Origin of the sequence: Halorussus vallis (assembly GCF_024138165.1) — an archaeon.
GTDB classification, from domain to species: Archaea; Halobacteriota; Halobacteria; order Halobacteriales; family Haladaptataceae; genus Halorussus; species Halorussus vallis.
The window spans coordinates 537,864-555,512 of record NZ_CP100000.1 but is presented as its reverse complement, the minus strand read 5'-3'; the positions used below and the strand labels follow the sequence as shown (position 1 = coordinate 555,512).

At 66.8% G+C, this 17,649-nt stretch carries 19 protein-coding genes; 15 read left to right on the top strand and 4 right to left on the bottom strand.

All coding sequences use genetic code 11. The features are described 5' to 3' along the window. Nucleotides 1-15: 15 nt before the first annotated feature. Nucleotides 16-1,344: a twin-arginine translocation signal domain-containing protein gene (locus NGM07_RS02980; RefSeq protein WP_253516770.1), complete on the bottom strand. Its 1,329-nt coding sequence runs from the start codon at nt 1,342-1,344 to the stop codon at nt 16-18. A 167-nt stretch (nt 1,345-1,511) separates the two neighbouring features. Between NGM07_RS02980 and NGM07_RS02975 the strand changes: the two genes are divergently transcribed. Next, the gene (locus NGM07_RS02975; protein WP_253516761.1) at nt 1,512-2,810 is read left to right on the top strand and encodes a TraB/GumN family protein; all 1,299 of its coding nucleotides are present in this window, start codon (nt 1,512-1,514) and stop codon (nt 2,808-2,810) included. Continuing rightward, a complete protein-coding gene (locus NGM07_RS02970) occupies nt 2,807-3,424 on the top strand; it encodes a zinc metalloprotease (RefSeq protein ID WP_253516758.1) in 618 nt (205 codons plus the stop codon). Before NGM07_RS02975 ends, NGM07_RS02970 begins: the two co-directional genes overlap by 4 nt. Before the next feature lie 173 nt (nt 3,425-3,597). Here the strand turns inward: NGM07_RS02970 and NGM07_RS02965 are convergent, their stop codons facing one another. Next, complete coding sequence (locus NGM07_RS02965; RefSeq protein ID WP_253516756.1) at nt 3,598-3,834, bottom strand: DUF8593 domain-containing protein; 237 nt, start codon at nt 3,832-3,834, stop codon at nt 3,598-3,600. Between the two features lie 127 nt (nt 3,835-3,961). Between NGM07_RS02965 and purM the strand changes: the two genes are divergently transcribed. Beyond that, nucleotides 3,962-4,954: a phosphoribosylformylglycinamidine cyclo-ligase gene (gene purM / locus NGM07_RS02960; protein ID WP_253516753.1), complete on the top strand. Its 993-nt coding sequence runs from the start codon at nt 3,962-3,964 to the stop codon at nt 4,952-4,954. Nucleotides 4,955-5,344: 390 nt separating this feature from the next. On the opposite strand, the gene NGM07_RS02955 is transcribed toward purM, so the two are convergent. Continuing rightward, nucleotides 5,345-6,103, bottom strand: coding sequence for a DUF2797 domain-containing protein (locus tag NGM07_RS02955; RefSeq protein ID WP_253516751.1), 759 nt, complete (start codon nt 6,101-6,103; stop codon nt 5,345-5,347). A 268-nt stretch (nt 6,104-6,371) separates the two neighbouring features. On the opposite strand from NGM07_RS02955, the gene NGM07_RS02950 reads away from it, so the two are divergent. The 5 genes from NGM07_RS02950 (at nt 6,372) to NGM07_RS02930 (ending at nt 10,782) form a co-directional block, all read left to right on the top strand. Continuing rightward, on the top strand, nt 6,372-7,526 hold the full coding sequence (locus NGM07_RS02950) for a S8 family peptidase (RefSeq protein ID WP_253516749.1): 1,155 nt from the start codon (nt 6,372-6,374) through the stop codon (nt 7,524-7,526). 217 nt (nt 7,527-7,743) lie between these two features. Next, nucleotides 7,744-8,937: a S8 family serine peptidase gene (locus NGM07_RS02945; protein WP_253516746.1), complete on the top strand. Its 1,194-nt coding sequence runs from the start codon at nt 7,744-7,746 to the stop codon at nt 8,935-8,937. 271 nt (nt 8,938-9,208) lie between these two features. Beyond that, a complete protein-coding gene (locus tag NGM07_RS02940; protein ID WP_253516739.1) occupies nt 9,209-9,796 on the top strand; it encodes a S8 family serine peptidase in 588 nt (195 codons plus the stop codon). Then, nucleotides 9,793-10,356, top strand: coding sequence for a S8 family serine peptidase (locus NGM07_RS02935; protein WP_253516737.1), 564 nt, complete (start codon nt 9,793-9,795; stop codon nt 10,354-10,356). Before NGM07_RS02940 ends, NGM07_RS02935 begins: the two co-directional genes overlap by 4 nt. A gap of 90 nt (nt 10,357-10,446) precedes the next feature. Beyond that, entirely contained in the window at nt 10,447-10,782 is a 336-nt protein-coding gene (locus NGM07_RS02930) for a BsuPI-related putative proteinase inhibitor (protein WP_253516735.1), read from the top strand. Between the two features lie 22 nt (nt 10,783-10,804). On the opposite strand, the gene NGM07_RS02925 is transcribed toward NGM07_RS02930, so the two are convergent. Beyond that, nucleotides 10,805-11,752 carry an NAD-dependent epimerase/dehydratase family protein gene (locus NGM07_RS02925; RefSeq protein ID WP_253516724.1) on the bottom strand — a complete coding sequence of 316 codons (948 nt, stop codon included), beginning with the start codon at nt 11,750-11,752 and terminating at the stop codon, nt 10,805-10,807. A 111-nt stretch (nt 11,753-11,863) separates the two neighbouring features. Between NGM07_RS02925 and NGM07_RS02920 the strand changes: the two genes are divergently transcribed. From NGM07_RS02920 to NGM07_RS02890, 7 genes are all read left to right on the top strand, one after another. Then, entirely contained in the window at nt 11,864-12,460 is a 597-nt protein-coding gene (locus NGM07_RS02920) for a tRNA (cytidine(56)-2'-O)-methyltransferase (RefSeq protein WP_253516722.1), read from the top strand. A gap of 261 nt (nt 12,461-12,721) precedes the next feature. Then, nucleotides 12,722-13,120, top strand: a complete 399-nt coding sequence (locus tag NGM07_RS02915) for a hypothetical protein (protein WP_253516721.1) — start codon at nt 12,722-12,724, stop codon at nt 13,118-13,120. Between the two features lie 110 nt (nt 13,121-13,230). Next, nucleotides 13,231-13,767, top strand: a complete 537-nt coding sequence (locus NGM07_RS02910) for a transcription factor (RefSeq protein ID WP_253516719.1) — start codon at nt 13,231-13,233, stop codon at nt 13,765-13,767. Continuing rightward, nucleotides 13,768-14,460, top strand: a complete 693-nt coding sequence (locus tag NGM07_RS02905; RefSeq protein WP_253516716.1) for a DUF2110 family protein — start codon at nt 13,768-13,770, stop codon at nt 14,458-14,460. Then, on the top strand, nt 14,457-15,230 hold the full coding sequence (locus tag NGM07_RS02900; RefSeq protein WP_253516713.1) for a DUF5803 family protein: 774 nt from the start codon (nt 14,457-14,459) through the stop codon (nt 15,228-15,230). Before NGM07_RS02905 ends, NGM07_RS02900 begins: the two co-directional genes overlap by 4 nt. 383 nt (nt 15,231-15,613) lie before the next feature. After that, nucleotides 15,614-16,312, top strand: a complete 699-nt coding sequence (locus NGM07_RS02895; RefSeq protein WP_253516711.1) for a competence/damage-inducible protein A — start codon at nt 15,614-15,616, stop codon at nt 16,310-16,312. 536 nt (nt 16,313-16,848) lie between these two features. Continuing rightward, nucleotides 16,849-17,559, top strand: coding sequence for a four-helix bundle copper-binding protein (locus NGM07_RS02890; RefSeq protein ID WP_253516708.1), 711 nt, complete (start codon nt 16,849-16,851; stop codon nt 17,557-17,559). Nucleotides 17,560-17,649 lie beyond the last annotated feature (90 nt).

The following is a 17,649-nucleotide window of genomic DNA, read 5'->3' as shown; positions in this document are numbered from 1 at the left end:
TGACTCCTCGCGTCGTTATCTGATGATGAGCTTCCGGCGGCGGATGGTCGAGTTCGGCGTCGCGATGGCGTCGCCGGTCACGTCGATGGTCGAGCGGGCGACGACGCAGTCGTCCGAGCGACTGAAGACGATGCCCGACCGGTCGTCCCCCGACTGGACGAACTTGCAGTCCCGAACCCGGGTGCCGTCGCGGTTCTCGACCACGACGGTCCGGCCGCCGCTGGCCGTTCCGGTTATCGAGACGTTCTGGAAGTTCGCACCGGTCGCCCCCGAGAGGTTCCGGGCGGGTTTGCGCGCGTTGATGGCCGGCAGGTCGTCGCGGTCCATCACGATCTGGGTGTTTCGTATCGTTGCCGTCGCGGCGTCTTCGTGGAAGACGACCGCTCCGAGGCTGTAGCCGGCCTTCTTGCCGATGACGATCTTGCAGTCCTCGACCAGGAGGTTCCGACCGTTCTGGAGCAGGACGCCGCGCGCGTTGAGTTCGTTGTGCGGGGGCACCTCGTCGACGGCGACCGTCACGCCGCGGGCCTCCGAGCCCTCGCCGCCGAGTCTCACGTTCGAGATGTTGTTGTTCCGGTAGTAGCCGCCGTGAACCCGGACCCGGCCGCGCCCGATGGGCAGGCCGCCGTCGCCGCCGGGTGCGGAGGCGTACAGGCCGTTGTTGGGGAACCGCTCCAGGTGGCAGTTCCGGACCAGCAGGTCGCCGGCGTGGCGGCGGTCGACGAACATCCCGACCGACTCGCCGCCCGGTCGGCCGCCCTGGGGCGCGACGACGTTCTGGATCAGTCCGTCGCTCCCCCGGTCCCGGACCGCGAAGTGGAAGCCGATGGACTTGCGCGGGTACTTCCCGAGCGTCCGGACGTTCCTGACCGTCAGCGGCCCGTCGGTCATCGCGAACACGCGACCGCCGTACCCCTTCCGCCGGAAATCGAGCACGAACCCGTCGAACAGGAACGCCTTCACCGACGTGGCCTCCAGGAGCGTGTGCTCTGTGTTGGGTGCGGACGTGGTCGGGACCAGCATCGGCGTCGCGCCCTCCGCGGCGACCATCCCGACGCGCGGCGACCCCGAGACGTCGAAGCCGTCTATCGCGTAGCGGCCGTCGGGAAAGACGAACAGCGTACCGTCCCGTAGTTCCCGGTTCAGCACGCTGTCGATGGGCTTCTTCCCGGTGGCGTCGGCGCCCGCTTGGACGACGTTCACCACGCGGTCGAAGTCCGCTCTGGCTATCGGCGGGTCGGCGCGGTCCGACGCCGGCGGGTCGTCCATCCCGTTGTTCGGACACCCGGCGAGCGCGGTTACTGCACCGACCCCTACTGCTTGGAGGAATCGTCGGCGGTTCATGATGACTCGACGCGTCGAAGGGAACGAAGGACCACGAGCAGTTTGTTATTGCGGGCCTTACCCCTCGTAATCGCTCGGTTCCCGACAGTTTTCGTACAGGGCTCCGGCCGGCCGATAAATCTCCGAGTACCGACAACGGTAAAAAGGGACGGCGTGTAACCCGAGTGATGACCGACACAGCCGACTTGGACGCTGGGGGGCGAGGGAGCGTCCGTGTCGTCGGCACTGCGCACGTCTCCGCGGAGAGCGTTGAGCGCGTCGAGGAAGCGATTGACGAAGAGCGGCCGGACGTCGTCGCCGTCGAACTCGACGAGGGCCGCTACCGGCAGATGCAGGGCGAGGTGGCCGAGGACCTCGAACCCTCGGACCTGCTCGACGGTAACACCGTCTTCCAGTTTCTCGCCTACTGGATGTTATCGTACGTGCAGACCCGGATGGGCGACCGCTTCGACATCCAACCCGGCGCCGACATGAAGGCCGCCATCGACGTCGCCCAGCGCGTCGGGAGCGACGTGGCGCTGGTCGACCGCGACATCCAGACGACCATCCAGCGCTTCTGGGCCCGGATGAGCTTCTTCGAGAAGCTCCGGATGGTCTGGGAGCTCTGTCTCGCCATGGTGGGCATCGGCGGGGGCGGCGAGGACGAGGAGTTCGACATCGAGGAACTCACCGACGGCGACGTGGTGACCGCGATGATGGAGGAGTTCCGGCAGTTCTCGCCCGGCGGCGCGGAGGCGCTCATCGACGAGCGAGACGCGTTCATCGCCCACCGCCTGGTCGCCCTGCGCGACGCCGGCCACGACGTGGTCGCGGTCGTCGGCGCGGGCCACCGGGCCGGTATCGAGGAGTACCTCCGGAACCCCCAGACGCTCCCGCCGATGGAGGACCTCGTGGGCACGGAGTCGGGGAGTCGGTTCTCGCTGTTCAAACTGTTCGGCTACACCATCACGCTCGGCTTCCTCGCGTTCTTCGTCCTACTGTTCATGGCCGGCGTTCGCCAGCAGTTCCTCTTCCAGGTGTTCGCCGCGTGGTTCCTGTTCAACGGTATCTTCGCGTTCGGCCTGGCGAAACTCGCCGGCGCGCGCTGGAGTAGCGCGAGCGTCGGCGGCCTGGTCGCGTGGCTGACCAGCGTCAATCCGCTCTTGGCGCCCGGCTGGTTTGCCGGCTACGTCGAACTCAAGCACACGACGGTCAACGTCGGCGACATCGCCAAACTGAACGAGATACTCAGCGACGAGGAGAGCCCGATTCAGGACCTCCTCTCCCGGATGCTCGACGTCCCCCTCTTCAGGCTCATCGCCATCGTGGCGATGACCAACGTCGGGAGCATGATAGCCAGCCTGCTCTTTCCGTTCGTGGTGCTCCCGCTACTCGGTCCCCAAATCGGCGGCGTCGACGAGATAACCCGACTGATGATAGAGGGCGCGCGAAACAGCGTCGACCTCATCGTGAGTTCGCTCACATGAGTGCGAACATCCGATTCAGCGGCCGAGAGATTCGGGACCTCGCGGTCGCGTGGGGCGCACTCGGACTCGCCTTCGGCATCCTGCTCGGCGGCGGCCAGCGGCTCCTCTACCGGCCGTCGAGTCTCGTCACCGTCCTCCCGATGAGCATGGTCACCGCCGGACTCGGCTTCCTGCTCCACGAACTCGCCCACAAGGTCACCGCGATAAAGTTCGGTCAGGTCGCGGAGTTCCGCGCCGACTACGGGATGCTGTTCCTCGCGGTCGTGGGCGCGATGGCGGGCTTCCTGTTCGCGGCGCCCGGCGCGGTCTACCACCGGGGTCGCGCCACCCCCAGAGAGAACGGCCTCATCGCGCTGGCCGGCCCGCTCACGAACGTCGCGCTCGGAATCCTCTTCCTCCCGGTCGCGGTCCTGTTCGGGGGCCTGCTCGGAACCGCCGGCGACTTCGGCGTCTACATCAACTTCCTACTGGCGGGATTCAACATGATTCCGTTCGGCCCGCTCGACGGCAACACCGTCAAGGACTGGAGCCTGACGGCGTTCGTCGCCGCGGGCGTCCCCTGTTTCGGGCTGGCGGCGTGGATGGTGTTCGGCGGCGGCCTCTCGGTTCTCTGAGCCGCCTCGGTTCTCCTTTTCGGAAATTTGCTCGTTTTCGAGGCTCGCGCTTTCTTCGAGATTCTCGGTCGCCGATGCTCGTTCTGAATCTCGCTACTCGCGAGTCGTCGCTTCGCTCCTCCCCGCTCGTCCTCTCCGAGATTCTCGCTCGCTGGCGCTCGCTCCGAATCTCGCTACTCCGCCAGTCGAACTTCCCTGTCGGTCGTCTCCTCGACCTCGGTCTCCTGGAGCGTGTAGTCGTCGCTCTGCCGGTCGCCCCAGTCGAGGCGCTCGCGGACCCGCTCGGAGAGGTCGGCGTTCGGTTCGACGTGGAGCACGCCCTGGTCGACCTTCCGCACCGTGCCGACCGTCTCGCCGTCCCGGGTGACTACCTGTTTGCCCTCGTCGTCCTCGGTCAGTGGCTGGTCCATGCGACGTTCGGCGACCCCGCGAGCCAAGAGTGCTATGGGCGTGCGCTGATACGACGTCGCCGGGCGGTCGCGAGCGCCGACGCGGGAAAGCGGTGGGACTTTACCGACCGCTCGCACCTGTTCACGCATGAGCGACGGAGACGACGAGGAACTCACCTACGCTGACGCGGGCGTGGACATCAAGGCCAGCGAGGCGGCGACCGCGGCGCTGGTCGGCGCGGTCGGCGACATCGACGAGAGCGAGTACGCGGGCCTGCTCGACATCGGCGACCGCTACTTGGCGCTGGCGACCGACGGCGTCGGTACGAAGCTCCTCGTGGCCGAGGCGCTGGGCGATTACTCGACGGTCGGCATCGACTGCATTGCCATGAACGCCAACGACCTCGTGGCCAGCGGGGTCGAACCGGTCGCGTTCGTCGACTACCTTGCGGTCGACGAACCCTCCGAGGAGTTCTCCCAGCAGGTCGGCGACGGCCTCGCGGCGGGGGCGGAGGAGGCGGGCGTCGCGCTGGTCGGCGGCGAGACGGCCGTGATGCCCGACGTCATCAGGGGCCTCGACCTTGCGGGCGCGTGCGCCGGACTCGCCCCGAAGGACGCCATCTTCCCCGGCGAGGCCGAGGTCGGCGACGCGCTCGTCGGCTTCCCCTCCAGCGGCATCCACTCGAACGGTCTGACGCTGGCCCGGGAAGCCGCGACGCGCAACCACGACTACGACGACCCGTTCCCGCTCGACGCGGGGGACGCCGAGGCGCGAACCGTCGGCGAGGTCCTGCTCGAACCGACCCGGCTCTACACCTACCTGCTCGACCACCTCCGGGAGCGCGAGGTCCGCGCCGCGGCCCACGTCACCGGCGGCGGATGGACGAACCTCTCGCGGATGGGCGCGTACCGGTACAAGGTCACCGACCCGTTCGACCCCCAACCGGTGTTCGAGTTCGTCCAGTCCGAAGGGAACGTCGACGACGAGGAGATGCACCGGACGTTAAACATGGGTACCGGGTTCGTGGTCGCGCTCCCCGAAGACGAGGCCGAGTCGCTGGCCGCCGAAACCGACGGTCGCGTCATCGGCGAGGTCGAGGAGGGCGACGAAGTGGCGATTCGAGGGCTGGAACTGGCCTGAGAGCGCCGGTCTTTCGGCGACGTTCGGGGGTGCGTCGACACGACGGGAGTTGACCCCGTCTTCGTATTTGAAGGTTTGGCGGCGAGTGCGACCAATTGGAGGCGCTTCGCGTCTTCGCTATGGCACTGGCGCGCGCTGGCGCGGCCTCGTGCCGCGCCATCTCCGTGCGAGGGATGAGCGAACGACCGTAGGGAGTGAGCGAATCGGCTGGGGAGGCATGTGGGTTGCGGTCGCGGTGGCGGTGCGGGTACTCATAGTCATCGTGTAAGTAGCGGTTGCAGTCGCGGTGAGTTTCGATCGGAAGGTGCGAGGCGCTGTGAAGTTGAACAGGGCGGTCACTGATTTCGAAGACCCCAACTACAGCAAAGCGACAGCACTCGATCCTCTAGCCTAGAAAGCACCGAGACTGGACTGCAGTTCCCGGCCGCTCTCGCCGTCTCGAAGTTCGTACCCGACCAGGTCGCGCATGTCCACGGCGTAGTTCGTCCCGGCGCGTTCGAGCACCAGCACGCGGCCCTGAGTGCCGACCACTTCGCCGGTCGCCATCGTCTCGGCCACCGGCGCGACGTCCAACTCGAAGCCGTAGTCGAACTCGAACGTCTCCTCGGGGTCGAACTCCGCGAGCGCCGCGTCCCACGCCGACTCGTCGACCTCGCGGTGGAGACTCTCGATTTTGCTCGGGACCCGGACGCGGTCGGTGTACTCCCGTGCTATCTGCGATTCGATTTCGCGCGCGATTCGGCCGTTCGAAACCGTCCGGAGGTGGGCCGCCCGGTCGGCACCCTGCTCGCGCAGGCGGGTGTCGAGGCGCCACTCGCGGGTGACTCCGACTTTGAACGTGTCCGGCGCGAAGGCGGCGAGGTAGATGGCGTGCTCCTCGTAACAGTCCATCTCGTCCTTGAGGCAGGTGCCGGTGCAGCGCGCACAAATCCACGTGCCCGAGTGCTCCTCGCAGTACGGCGCGGCGGCGTTCTCACAGTCGTAGTGGGTCGTTCCGTCGAAGGCCCCCGCGCAGCGACGCTCGCCCAGCGAGTACGACAGTTGCGCTCCCGGCGATAGTTCCTCCCGTCGCACCGCTTCGGCGTCGGCGACCAGCAGGCTCGGAGGCTCCGCCCCGCCTGCGCCCGTCTCGTAGCCAACGACTTGCACGCCGCTGGCTACGGGTCTTCGGGTTAAAGGCGTGCCGTTCGGGGTGGCCCCCGGTTACGGCTTCACGTCGGGTTCCGCGTCCAGCCGGACGCGGAACTCGGTCGCATGAGGTATTATTTAATTTCCTTCGACCATTGAATATCTACACATATTAACTATTTTTAACAGAAGAAAATATTATACTATTTTGCGATTAGTTACGGTCGTCATGCTTGGTAATGACAATGGCACTTCAAGGCGTAACGTACTCAAACTGGCCGGCGCGTCCGTGGCGACCGCCGCGGGGAGCGGCCTGGCGGCCGCCAAGCCCGACGACACCGTCGAGGTGAACGTCGGGTTCAAGTCCAGTCGGGGTCGCTCGATGGCAAAGAGCCAGGCCACCGCGACGGTTCGAGAGTTCGACTCCATCGACGTGCTGACGATTCGGCTGCCGAAGAAGGCGGCGACTGCACTGGCGAGGAATCCGAACATCCGGTACGTCGAGGAAAACGGCACGATGGAAGCGCTGGCCCAGACCCTCCCGTGGGGTATCGACCGGGTCGACGCGGAGATCGCCCATCAGAACGGCGAGACGGGGTCCGGCGCCGACATCGCCATCGTCGACACCGGCATCGACGACGACCATCCCGACCTGCAGGCCAACCTCGGCGAGGGGAGGGCGTTCGTCGCCTGCGGCTCCGGCGGCTACTTCGGCAACTGCGCGTTCTCGGGCAACAGTAATGCCTGTAACAACGACTGGTCCGACGACAACGACCACGGTACCCACTGTGCGGGCATCGCCAACGCGGTCAACAACGGCGAGGGCGTCGTCGGCGTCTCGACCCAGGCGACCCTCCACGCCGTCAAGGTGCTGGACTGCGCCGGGAGCGGGTCGTTCTCGGACATCGCGGCCGGCGTCGAGTACGTCGCCAACCAGGGCTGGGACGTCGCCAGCCTCAGCCTCGGCGGCGACTCGGGGTCCCAGGCGCTCCACGACGCGATCAAGTACGCCGACAACAACGGCGTCCTGGTGGTCGCGGCGGCCGGCAACCCCGGTCCGTGCACGGACTGCGTGAAGTACCCCGCGAAGTACCCCGAGACGGTCGCCGTCAGCGCGACGACGCCCAGCGACAGCCTCGCGAGCTACTCCGCGCAGGGCCCGGAGGTCGATATCGCCGCGCCCGGCGGCGCGAGCGACAACAACGACAGCACCAGCATCTACTCGTCGGTCCCGAGCGGCTACGCCTACTTCAACGGCACGTCGATGGCCTGCCCGCACGTCGCGGGCGCGGCCGGCCAGTTGATGGCCAACGGACAGACCAACGACGAGGCACGGAGCACGCTCGAGAGCACCGCCGAGGACATCGGCCTGTCGAGCAACGAGCAGGGCAACGGCCTGCTCGACGTGGCGGCCGCGCTCGGATTCAGCTCCAGCGACGACTGAACGGTCGCGGCTTCGGTTCCCGCCCCGACGCTCTCCTCGCGCGAACGGACTCCCGAACAGAGACGGACGGCCGTCGAGCGTCGACGATTTCGAACCCTCGACCGTCGTAGTCATGGCTACTTTTAACATCTCAAGTAGTACGAAAAAAGTTAGATAGTTTCTAACTTCATTTCACAGAAGAAAAATATTTATCGATGTGGTCTAATCTCAGAGTGCGATGTTAGATAATGACAATGGTGTTTCGAGGCGTAACGTACTCAAACTGGCCGGCGCATCCGTCGCGACCGCCGCGGCCGGCGGTCTGGCGGCCGCGAAACCCGACGACACCGTCGAGGTCAACGTCGGCTTCAAATCCAGCCGCGGCCGGTCCCTCGCCAAGAGCAAGGCTACGGCGACGGTTCGAGAGTTCAACTCCATCGACGTGCTGACGCTCCGCCTGCCGAAGAAGGCGGCAACCGCACTGGCGAAGAACCCGAATATCCGGTACGTCGAGGAGAACGGCACGATGCACGCGCTCGCCGAAACCGAACCCTGGGGCATCGAGCGCGTCGACGCCGACGTGGCCCACCGGAACGGCGAGACGGGCGACGGCGCTCACATCGCCATCATCGACACCGGCATCGACGACGACCATCCCGACCTGCAAGCTAACCTCGGCGAGGGCAAGTCGTTCGTGGCGTGTTCGACGAAAGGCGGCTGTCGGTACGGCGCGAAGCCGGCCGACAACACCTGTAACTACTCGTGGACCGACGACAACGACCACGGCACCCACTGCGCGGGCATCGCCGACGCGGTCGACAACGCCCAGGGCGTCGTGGGCGTCTCGACGCAGGCGACCCTCCACGCCGTCAAGGTGCTCGACAAGTGCGGTAGCGGGTCGTTCTCCGACGTGGCCGCCGGCATCGAGTACGTGGCCGACCAGGGCTGGGACGTCGGTTCGCTCAGCCTCGGCGCCAGCAGCGGGAGCCAGGCCGTCAAGGACGCCGGCGAGTACGCCCAGAGTAAGGGCGTGTTCCTCGTCGCCGCGGCCGGCAACAGCGGGCCGTGCTCGGACTGCGTCGGCTACCCCGCCGCGTATCCCGAGTTCATGGCCGTGAGTTCGACCAACAGCTCGGACGGACTGTCGAGTTTCTCCTCGACCGGTCCCGAAGTCGAGATCGCAGCCCCCGGCACCGACATCTACTCGACCGTCGCTTCGAACGGCGGCTACGACACGTTCTCCGGCACGTCGATGGCGACTCCCCACGTCGCGGGCGCGGCCGGCCAGTTGATGGCCAACGGCCAGTCGAACTCGCAGGTCCGCCAGACGCTCAAGGACTCCGCCGAGAACATCGGCCTGTCGAGCAACGAGTCGGGCGCGGGCCTGCTCGACGTCGCCGCCGCGCTCGGTCTGGACTCCTCGGACAACTGAGCCGTTCGACTCCGCAAGCGCTTCCGCACTTTTTCGACGGACTGAATCGCCGACAGCCGCGGCCTCGGTTTCCGCGTCGGTGCCGCACCCGACGAACCCGTCACCTGAAGCGGTCACCCCGCCACCGACAACCGGTCCAGCCGTCTGTAATCTCCCGCGGAACATCTCGGAGTGAGGATAGTTGGGAGGCCACCCCGACAAGAGGTATAGTTACATACATAGTTTACTAGGATAAAATATTAATATTTGCCAGTGAAATTTATTTCATGCGATGCACGACAGAAACGATAGCGTTTCGAGGCGCAGCGTACTCCGAACGGCAGGCGGTTCGCTCGCGGCGGTTGCCACCACGGGACTGGCGGCCGCGAAACCCGACGACACCGTCGAGGTCAACGTCGGCTTCGCGTCCGAGCGCGGCCGGGCGGCCGCGCTCGACGCCGCCGCAGACGTCGTCCGGGAGTTCGACTCCATCGACGTGCTGACACTCCGGACGCCCAAGCGGGCGGCGACGGCCCTGGCGAGGAACCCCAACGTCCGGTACATCGAGGCTAACGGGACGATGCGAGCGCAGGCGCTCCCGTGGGGGTACGACCGAATCGACGCCGACGTGGCCCACGCCGGCGGCGTGACCGGCGATGGGGTCGACGTGGCGATTCTGGACACCGGCATCGACGGCGACAACGCCTGCCTGCCGAACGTCGGGTCGGGCGAGGCGTTCGTCTCCTGTTCGGGGTCGTCCTGCGGAGAAGCCTGGGACGACGACAACGACCACGGGACCAACGTCGCGGGACTCGTCGGCGCCGGCGATTCCTGCGACTGCACGACCGGCTCGCCCCCGGGGCGACGCTCCACGCCGTGAAGGTGCTGGACGACCGGGGTTTGGGGTCGTTCTCGGACATCGCGGCCGGCGTCGAATACGTCGCCGACCGTGGCTGGGACGTGGCGAACCTGAGTCTCGGCGGCAGTTCGAGTTCTCAGGCGCTGAAGGACGCGGTCGCGTACGCCGCCGACCGGGGCGTGGTGCTCGCGGGAGCGGCGGGCGGAAGCGGCCCCTGTTCGGACGGGTGCGTCGGCTACCTGGCGGCCTACCCCGAAGTCGTCGCGGTGAGCGCGACGAATCGGAACGACGAACTCGCGTCGTTCTCCAGTCGCGGCCCGGAGGTAGAACTCGCCGCGCCCGGCGTCGACCTCCGGACGACCGACGCCGGCGGTGGCTGTGTCACCCTCTCGGGGACTTCGATGGCGACCGCGTACGTCTCGGGCGTCGCCGCGCTCGTCGTTAGCCGGGGATACGCCGGTGCAGACGCGCGGGCCCGGATGCGGGACACCGCCGAGGACCTCGGACTCCCGGCCGACGAGCAGGGATACGGACTGGTCGACGCCGCCGCGGCCGTCGGCCTCGACTCCTCGGACGACTAGCGCTCGAAGCGACCGGCGCGAACCGGAGTTTTCCTTTTTGTCGGCGGTTTCGGAGAAAAGTTTTCGGTCCCGGCGTCCCGACTACGACCCATGACGCTACGGAGTTCGGTCACGGCGACGGTCGAGGCTGACGCGGTCGTCTTCGAGTTCGCGGTCGAGAATCCCGGCGACGACCCCGAGGAGATCACGTTCCGGAGCGGCCTGTCGGCCGACTTCGTGGTCTTCGATGACGGCGAGGAGGTCTGGCGGGCCAGCGACGGCCGGATGTTCACCCAGGCGCTCCGGCCCCACACGTTCGACGCCGGCGCGACCGAGACGTTCCCCGGCGCGTGGGAGGACCCTGACCCGGGCGAGTACACCGTCGTCGCGACGCTGGACGTCACCGAGGAGGACTTGGAGGCCCAAACCGAGTTTACGGTGTCGTAGCTTCCGGCGCTCGACGGGGCCGCTACTGCTCGGCGCGCTCGGCCCGAAGTTCTTCGAGTAACTGCCGTGCGGCCCGGCGGACCGCACGGTCGCTGGACGTCGGCGGCTCCCAGCCGAGCGCCGAGAGCTTCTCGATGGACAGCCGCATCTTCGGCACGTCGCCGGTCCAGCCCCGGTCGCCGCCGGTGTAGGCGTAGTCGGGGTCGAGGTCCATCTCGTCGGCCACGATGTCGGCGATGGCGTTGACCGAAGTGGTCGTCCGGGTGCCGAGGTTGTAGATGTTCAGGTCGTCGTCGGCGTTCTCGACGACGTGGCACATCGCGTCGATGCAGTCCTCGACGTGGAGGTAGGACTTCTCCTGGCGGCCGTTGCCCAGGATGGTCAGCTCCTCGGGGTCGTCGAGCAGTTTCTCGATGAAGTCGGGGACGACGTTGCCGCGCTGGTTCGGGCCGACGATGTTCGCGAAGCGGTAGACCCACGCCTGCATCCCGTAGGAGTGTGCGTACGTCGAGACGAGGCCCTCGTCGGCGAGTTTGCTCGCACCGTAGATGCTGATGGGCTCCAGCGGCGCGTAGTCCTCGGGGGTGGGCATCGGCGCTTCGCCGTAGACGGTCGAGGAGGAGGTGAACGCGATGTTGTCGACGCCGACCTCGTCCATGCGTTCGAGGACGTTGTAGGTCATCGCGCCGTTCTCCTCGAACAGTTTCCGGTCGTCGTCGTAGTTGGTGTCGGTGTAGGCCGCGAAGTGAAAGACGACGTCGAGGTCCTCGGTGACGACCTCGGCGACGTCGTCGGGGTCGGTCATGTCGGCCACGACCAGTTCGGCCTCGTCGGTGACCCGCTCGGATTCGCCCTTCGAGAGGTCGTCGGCGACGACCACGTCGTTGTCGGCGGCGAGTCGCTCGGCGAGGTGCGAGCCGACCAATCCGGCACCGCCGGTGATCAGCACCCGCTTGTCGGAGAGGTTCATGTCGTGGATTGCGACGGAGGCCGGGAAGTGCTTTCCGGTCTTCAAACCGGGCTATCGGGCCGCCCGCCGCGTTTCGAAACCCCCTAACCGCCGGGTCGCCCACCTCCGAACATGCAAGGCGAACCCGAGGTCGCGGTCCTCCGCCTCGGCCACCGGCCCGGCCGCGACGAGCGGATGACCACCCACGTCGGCCTGACCGCCCGGGCGCTGGGCGCCGACCGCGCCATCCTGGCGGGCGACGCGAGCAAGTCGGTCGACACCGTCGCCGACATTACCGACCGGTTCGGCGGTCCCTTCGACGTCGAACTGACCGACTCGCCGAAGGCCGTCATCCGGGACTGGAACGGACCGGTCGTCCACCTCACGATGTACGGCGAGCGAATCCAGGACGTCGAGGACGACATTCGCGCCGCCCACGGCGGCGCGACAGGCGACGACGGTGAGCCGATTCTCGCGGTCGTCGGCTCCCAGAAGGTCTCGTTCGACGTGTACGAGCGCGCCGACTGGAACGTGGGCGTCACCAACCAGCCACACTCGGAGGTCGCGGGACTGGCGGTGTTCCTGGACCGCCTCTTCGAGGGCCGGGAACTCGACCGCGGATGGGAGGACGCCGACCGGCGTGTGGTCCCGGAGGCGACCGGCAAGACCGTCGTGCCGACCGACGAGTCGGCCAACGAGCCAACCGACGAACCGACCGACGACGAGTGACGATTGCCCGCGGGAGTCGCTCGCGGTCGCGAGCGACCCCCGCAGTAAGCAGGAACTGACGGTTCGCCCGACTCACGGCCACTCGCCGGCGGCGGTCGGTAGATTCGCGCGCGGCGCTCGATGGATTCCGCGCCGCGGTCGTTGATTCGCCCCCGGGAGTCGGTTACACGAACGGCGACAATACTTTTGAATATAGCGCCGGTAACGCGGTTCGATGGTGGGACTTCTGTCCTTCACGCTTACGGAGTCGGAGGTGAAACCATGATCTGGCAGGACGTGGTGTTCCTCGCGGGAAACGTCTTCTCGCTCCTCGTCCTGGTCCCGACCCTCCGCGACGAGATGGCGAACGTCCCGCTCGGAACCGCCCTCCCCTCCGCGCTCATCGGCGGCATCTACGGGACGGCCTTCCTCACGATGGGAATGACCCTCTCGGCGTTCGGCGCCCTGCTCACCGGACTCATGTGGAGCCTCATCGCGTACCTGCGCTCGCCGAATCCGCTCGCCGACGACGAAGGGACCGACACGGACGACGAACTCCGGAACGCGACCGACGTCGAACCCGAGAGTCAGGACGAGGGCGGGCCGGCGGCCGACACCCCCGAGCGTACCGTTCCCTCGCCGCGTTCGTCCAAGACCCCGGCGGTTTCGCTCGACGATTAGCGACTCGGAGGTCCCGGCACGGACTCGCCCGCGAGTCGCCACTCGGGACCGCCGAGGTGAATGACTGTTTCCCGATGGTTTTAAACGGCTGAACCACCCCTTGTACAACAATGGCTTTTGAGGACTTACTGGAGGACCCGGTAATTCAGAAGTATCTTCACGAATTGGTCGGTCCGAAGGGAATGCCCGTCGCGGCGGCCCCGCCGGACGGCGAGGTCACCGACGAGGAACTCGCCGAGGAACTCGACCTCGAACTCAACGACGTGCGCCGGGCGCTGTTCATCCTCTACGAGAACGACCTGGCGACGTACCGCCGCCTGCGCGACGAGGACTCGGGGTGGCTGACGTACCTCTGGACGTTCGAGTACGACAACATCCCGGGCAACCTCGAAGAGGAGATGCACCGCCTGCTCGACGCGCTCGAACAGCGCGAGGACTACGAACGCCAGCACGAGTTCTACCTCTGTGAGGTGTGTTCGATCCGCTTCGAGTTCGGCGAGGCGATGGACTTCGGCTTCGAGTGCCCCGAGTGCGGGTCGCCGCTCGAATCGATGGAGAACTCCCGACTCGTGGAGGCGATGGAGCGACGAATCGCGGAACTGCGAGACGAACTCAACGTCGAACACCTCGAAGAGGCAGAAGCATAGATGGTCGTACTCGCGACGAAAGTGTACGTCAGCGGCGAGGCCGAAGACCGGGCGCTCGACGCGCTCGACTCGCTCGTCGCCAACGAACTCGAAGGGCTCGACGTGGAGTACACGGTCGGGTCGCGCCACGACGACTTCGCGGTCGTCACCGTCGAGGGCGAGGACGAAGTGGTCGCCCGGAACGTCCTCCGCGAGGAGTTCGGCGAGGTGACCGACCAGTTCCAACCGGGCGAAACCTACGTCGGCACGCTCGAATCGTGGGACGAGGAGGGAATCACCCTCGACGCCGGCGAGGAAGTCCGAATTCCCGCGAGCGAACTCGGCCTCGGGCAGGGCACCCCGATACAGATCGTCGAGCGGTTCGGCCTCGTCCAGCACATGCCGATGAAGTTCGTCTACGGAGGGGAAGACGAGGACACGGGCGAAGACCTCCCCCACCGCCTCGCCGACGCGGAGCGCGACCGCCTCTACGACTGGACCCGCGGCGCGGGCCGCGTCAACGTCAACAGCGCGACGCGCGGCGAGGTCCGGGCGACGGTCAACCGCGCGGGCCACGCCCGCGACATCGTGACGGTCGAACGCCTCGGACTGCTCGAACAGAGCATCGTCTGCCGCGACGAAACTGACCCGCCGGGACTGCTCGCGGCCATCGGGAACTACCTCCCGGCGGAGCTTCGTTGCGTCATTCCATGAATCGGCGACTCCTCCTCGGATTCGGCGCGCTCGCGCTGCTGGCGGTCACGGCCGGCTGTACCTCGGGCATCTTCGGGCCGGGGGAGATCAGCGACAAGCGCCTCGCGCAGGACGCGGACTACGACTGGAACACGACCGCCGACGTGACGCTCAACGTCACGAGCGGGGAGTACCACGCGGTGTACGAGTTCTCGAACCGCTCGAAGCTGAGCGTCTATCAGTACGCGTCGCTCGGCGACAAACAACCCGTCGAGGTGTCGGCGGTCCAGTTCCGGTATCCGAACGGGACGGTCGTGAAACTCGAACAGAAGCACGTCCAAAAGAAGCAGTCCCGGACCGTCATCACGCCGCCCAGCGACTACGGAACGCTCGCCTACACCGCACCCCACCGCGGAAAGTCGTTCAGCACGCCCGCCTACGTCGAGGGTTCCTACGAGGTCATTCTCCCGAAGGGGATGCGGGTCGGCAACTTCCTGTTGAGCCAGGTCCGCCCCGACGGGTATCAGACCGAACTCGACGCCGAAACGAACCGCGTGCACATCCGCTGGACGGAGGACGTGACCGCCGACAGCGTCGTCGTCCGGTACTACCTGGCCCGCGACCTCGTCATCTTCGCGGGACTCATCGCGGTCGGCGTGCTGGTGGCGCTGGCCGGACTGGCGTACTATCGGCTCCAGATTCGCCGACTCGAACGCGAGCGCGAGGAACTGGGGCTGAACGTCGATACCGGCGACGAGTTCGATCAGGGGCCGCCGCCGGGGATGGGGTAGGGCGGAGCCTGTCGTTCGTTCTCGAAACGGACGATTTTCGAGTCCGTTCGCTTTCTGCCTTCTCTGCTCGCTACGAAACCGTAGGTAGGACTGTGAACGTACCCAACTCGAAAGCCCCCGCCCGCTCGCGGTCGCTCACCGACATATCTGGCTCGCGGCTCCGCCGCTCGCCCGATAGGGGTCGCTGAGACGACCACGTCCTTCGGACGCGAGCGGGCGGCCCCTTTCAGTCCCACCTGTGGGACAGTTCGCCGAGCGTTTGCGGTCGTTCGTGTCACCGAGTGTCTGCACGAGGCCTGCGTCACCGAGTGCGCTCCGGCCGCCGGCCACCGCCTTTCCTCGGGAACGCCCTCTTTTTGGTCGCGCGACCACTACCGCTTCCCATGCAGGTAGCCCTCGTCACCGTCGGCGACGAACTGCTGGCGGGCGATACCGTGAACACGAACGCCGCGTGGCTCGGCGAGCGCCTCACGGAACGCGGCGCGAGCGTCGAACGGGTCGTCGTGGTCCCCGACCGGGTGGCCGACATCGCCCGGGTGGTCAACGAACTCCGCGCGGAGTACGACGCCGTGGTCGTGACGGGCGGTCTCGGCCCGACCCACGACGACCTGACGATGGAAGGGGTCGCCGCCGCGGTCGGCGTCCCGGTCGAAGAGCACCCCGACGCGGTCGCGTGGATAGCCGAGCACGACGACTATCAGCGCTCGGACCTCACCGAGGGAACGACCCACCTCCCGCGAGGGAGTCGACTCCTCGAAAACGAGGTCGGGGTCGCGCCGGGATGCGTCGTCGAGGGCATCTACGTCCTGCCGGGCGTCCCCGAGGAGATGAAGTCGATGTTCGAGCGCGTCGCCGGGGAGTTCTCCGGCGAGCGCCGGCACGTCGAGACGGTCAGGGCCGACGAACCCGAGAGCGCGTTGATCGAGCGACTTGCCGAACTTCGCGAGCGCTTCGACGTGACGGTCGGGAGCTACCCGGGCGACCACGTCCGGCTCAAACTGTCGAGCACCGACCCGGAGGAACTCGACCGGGCGGCGACGTGGCTCCGCGAACGCGTCGCTCCGGTCGACGAACGGCGGTAGCGAGAAGACGAGAGCCGAATCTGGGTCGACTATCGGTACAGGTACACGAGCCACGCGGCGGTGAGCAGGATGCCGACGGCGGTGACGACGATCCCCGAGGCGTTCGCGGGAACGGACGTGGATTCTGCGAGTACGAACATGTCCGGGGGTTGTGGGGCCGGCGTCTTAACGGTTGCCAAGCGCCCCGCCTACCGACGCCGCCGCCGCTCGACCGCGCAGGGAAACGAGTCGTTAGGACCGAGGACGCCGGCGAAGGGAAGTGAGAGTGTCACACGCCGGTCGGACGGTCGACGCCGAAACTGACCGTTGAACGTCGGAACGGTCCCGAACCGTCGGCGTAACTGCGCGTTCTCTACGTCGCTCGGAAGGGGGTTTTTAATCGGCGTACGAGCCGGAAATACACCGTTGGTCGGACTGAACGATTGCCAACGGTCGCGGCCGTTTATCTGCGAATCGGGCGAACGACCGGGTAACCGCCGACCCTCGGACGGCGTCGTCGAGCGCGGTCGTCCGGGTGGGCGGGGAGGAATACAACGATGACACAACAGTACCAGCAGCCCACGGGAAGCATCGGTCAGCAGAGCCAGTACGGCGGTCAGATGAGCCAGCAACAGCCGCCGATGCAGAGCCAGCAGACCGGCGGCCAGATGGGCACTCAGCAGTTCGGCCAGCAGTCCGGTTCGACCCACCAGCAGACCCACCAGCGTGTGGGTCAGCAGTTCGAGCAGTCCCTGACCCCCGAACTGAACGAGGCGCTCGAATCGCTCGACCGCGTGGTCGAGATCGCAGAGTGGTGCGCAGACAAGTGCATCGAGAGCGGCCCGCAGATGGCCGACTGCGCGCGGCTCTGTGAGGACCTCGCCGACCTCGCGTCGCTGAACGAGAAGATGATCGCTCGCGACTCCATCAACGGACCCGAACTCGCCGAGGCGTTCCTGAAGGTGGCTCAGCACGGCATGCCGATCCTCCAGCAGCACCAGCAGTCGCCCCACGTTCAGGAGACGCTCCAGGCAGTCCAGCAGTCGACGGACGCCATCAACAAGCTGCTCGACTCCATCAGCGGCGGCCAGCAGAGTCCGACGACCGGCATCCGCGAGCAGGTTCAGCAGCAGGGCGGCCAGATGGGCGAGCAGTCGATGGGCGGCCAGCAGTCCGGCACCACGGGTCAGCAGTCCTTTCAGCAGCCGCAGAGTCAGTCGTACCAGCAGCCGCAGGGTCAGCAGTTCTCGGGCGGCCAGACGTACTGACCCCGTCGCAGAAGGACGCTGAGAATCGCCGCTAGCCGAAGGCCGAATTGCGCGAAACCGTCGCTGCACCGGTACCACGTTTCTTTTCCT

Excerpts from the sequence above, each read along its gene's own strand:
- NGM07_RS02980 (WP_253516770.1), bottom strand. The coding sequence starts at position 1,344 with ATGAACCGCCGACGATTCCTCCAAGCAGTAGGGGTCGGTGCAGTAACC.
- NGM07_RS02975 (WP_253516761.1), top strand. The coding sequence starts at position 1,512 with ATGACCGACACAGCCGACTTGGACGCTGGGGGGCGAGGGAGCGTCCGT.
- NGM07_RS02970 (WP_253516758.1), top strand. The coding sequence starts at position 2,807 with ATGAGTGCGAACATCCGATTCAGCGGCCGAGAGATTCGGGACCTCGCG.
- NGM07_RS02965 (WP_253516756.1), bottom strand. The coding sequence starts at position 3,834 with ATGGACCAGCCACTGACCGAGGACGACGAGGGCAAACAGGTAGTCACC.
- purM (WP_253516753.1), top strand. The coding sequence starts at position 3,962 with ATGAGCGACGGAGACGACGAGGAACTCACCTACGCTGACGCGGGCGTG.
- NGM07_RS02945 (WP_253516746.1), top strand. The coding sequence starts at position 7,744 with ATGTTAGATAATGACAATGGTGTTTCGAGGCGTAACGTACTCAAACTG.
- NGM07_RS02940 (WP_253516739.1), top strand. The coding sequence starts at position 9,209 with ATGCACGACAGAAACGATAGCGTTTCGAGGCGCAGCGTACTCCGAACG.
- NGM07_RS02930 (WP_253516735.1), top strand. The coding sequence starts at position 10,447 with ATGACGCTACGGAGTTCGGTCACGGCGACGGTCGAGGCTGACGCGGTC.
- NGM07_RS02925 (WP_253516724.1), bottom strand. The coding sequence starts at position 11,752 with ATGAACCTCTCCGACAAGCGGGTGCTGATCACCGGCGGTGCCGGATTG.
- NGM07_RS02920 (WP_253516722.1), top strand. The coding sequence starts at position 11,864 with ATGCAAGGCGAACCCGAGGTCGCGGTCCTCCGCCTCGGCCACCGGCCC.
- NGM07_RS02915 (WP_253516721.1), top strand. The coding sequence starts at position 12,722 with ATGATCTGGCAGGACGTGGTGTTCCTCGCGGGAAACGTCTTCTCGCTC.
- NGM07_RS02910 (WP_253516719.1), top strand. The coding sequence starts at position 13,231 with ATGGCTTTTGAGGACTTACTGGAGGACCCGGTAATTCAGAAGTATCTT.
- NGM07_RS02905 (WP_253516716.1), top strand. The coding sequence starts at position 13,768 with ATGGTCGTACTCGCGACGAAAGTGTACGTCAGCGGCGAGGCCGAAGAC.
- NGM07_RS02900 (WP_253516713.1), top strand. The coding sequence starts at position 14,457 with ATGAATCGGCGACTCCTCCTCGGATTCGGCGCGCTCGCGCTGCTGGCG.
- NGM07_RS02895 (WP_253516711.1), top strand. The coding sequence starts at position 15,614 with ATGCAGGTAGCCCTCGTCACCGTCGGCGACGAACTGCTGGCGGGCGAT.
- NGM07_RS02890 (WP_253516708.1), top strand. The coding sequence starts at position 16,849 with ATGACACAACAGTACCAGCAGCCCACGGGAAGCATCGGTCAGCAGAGC.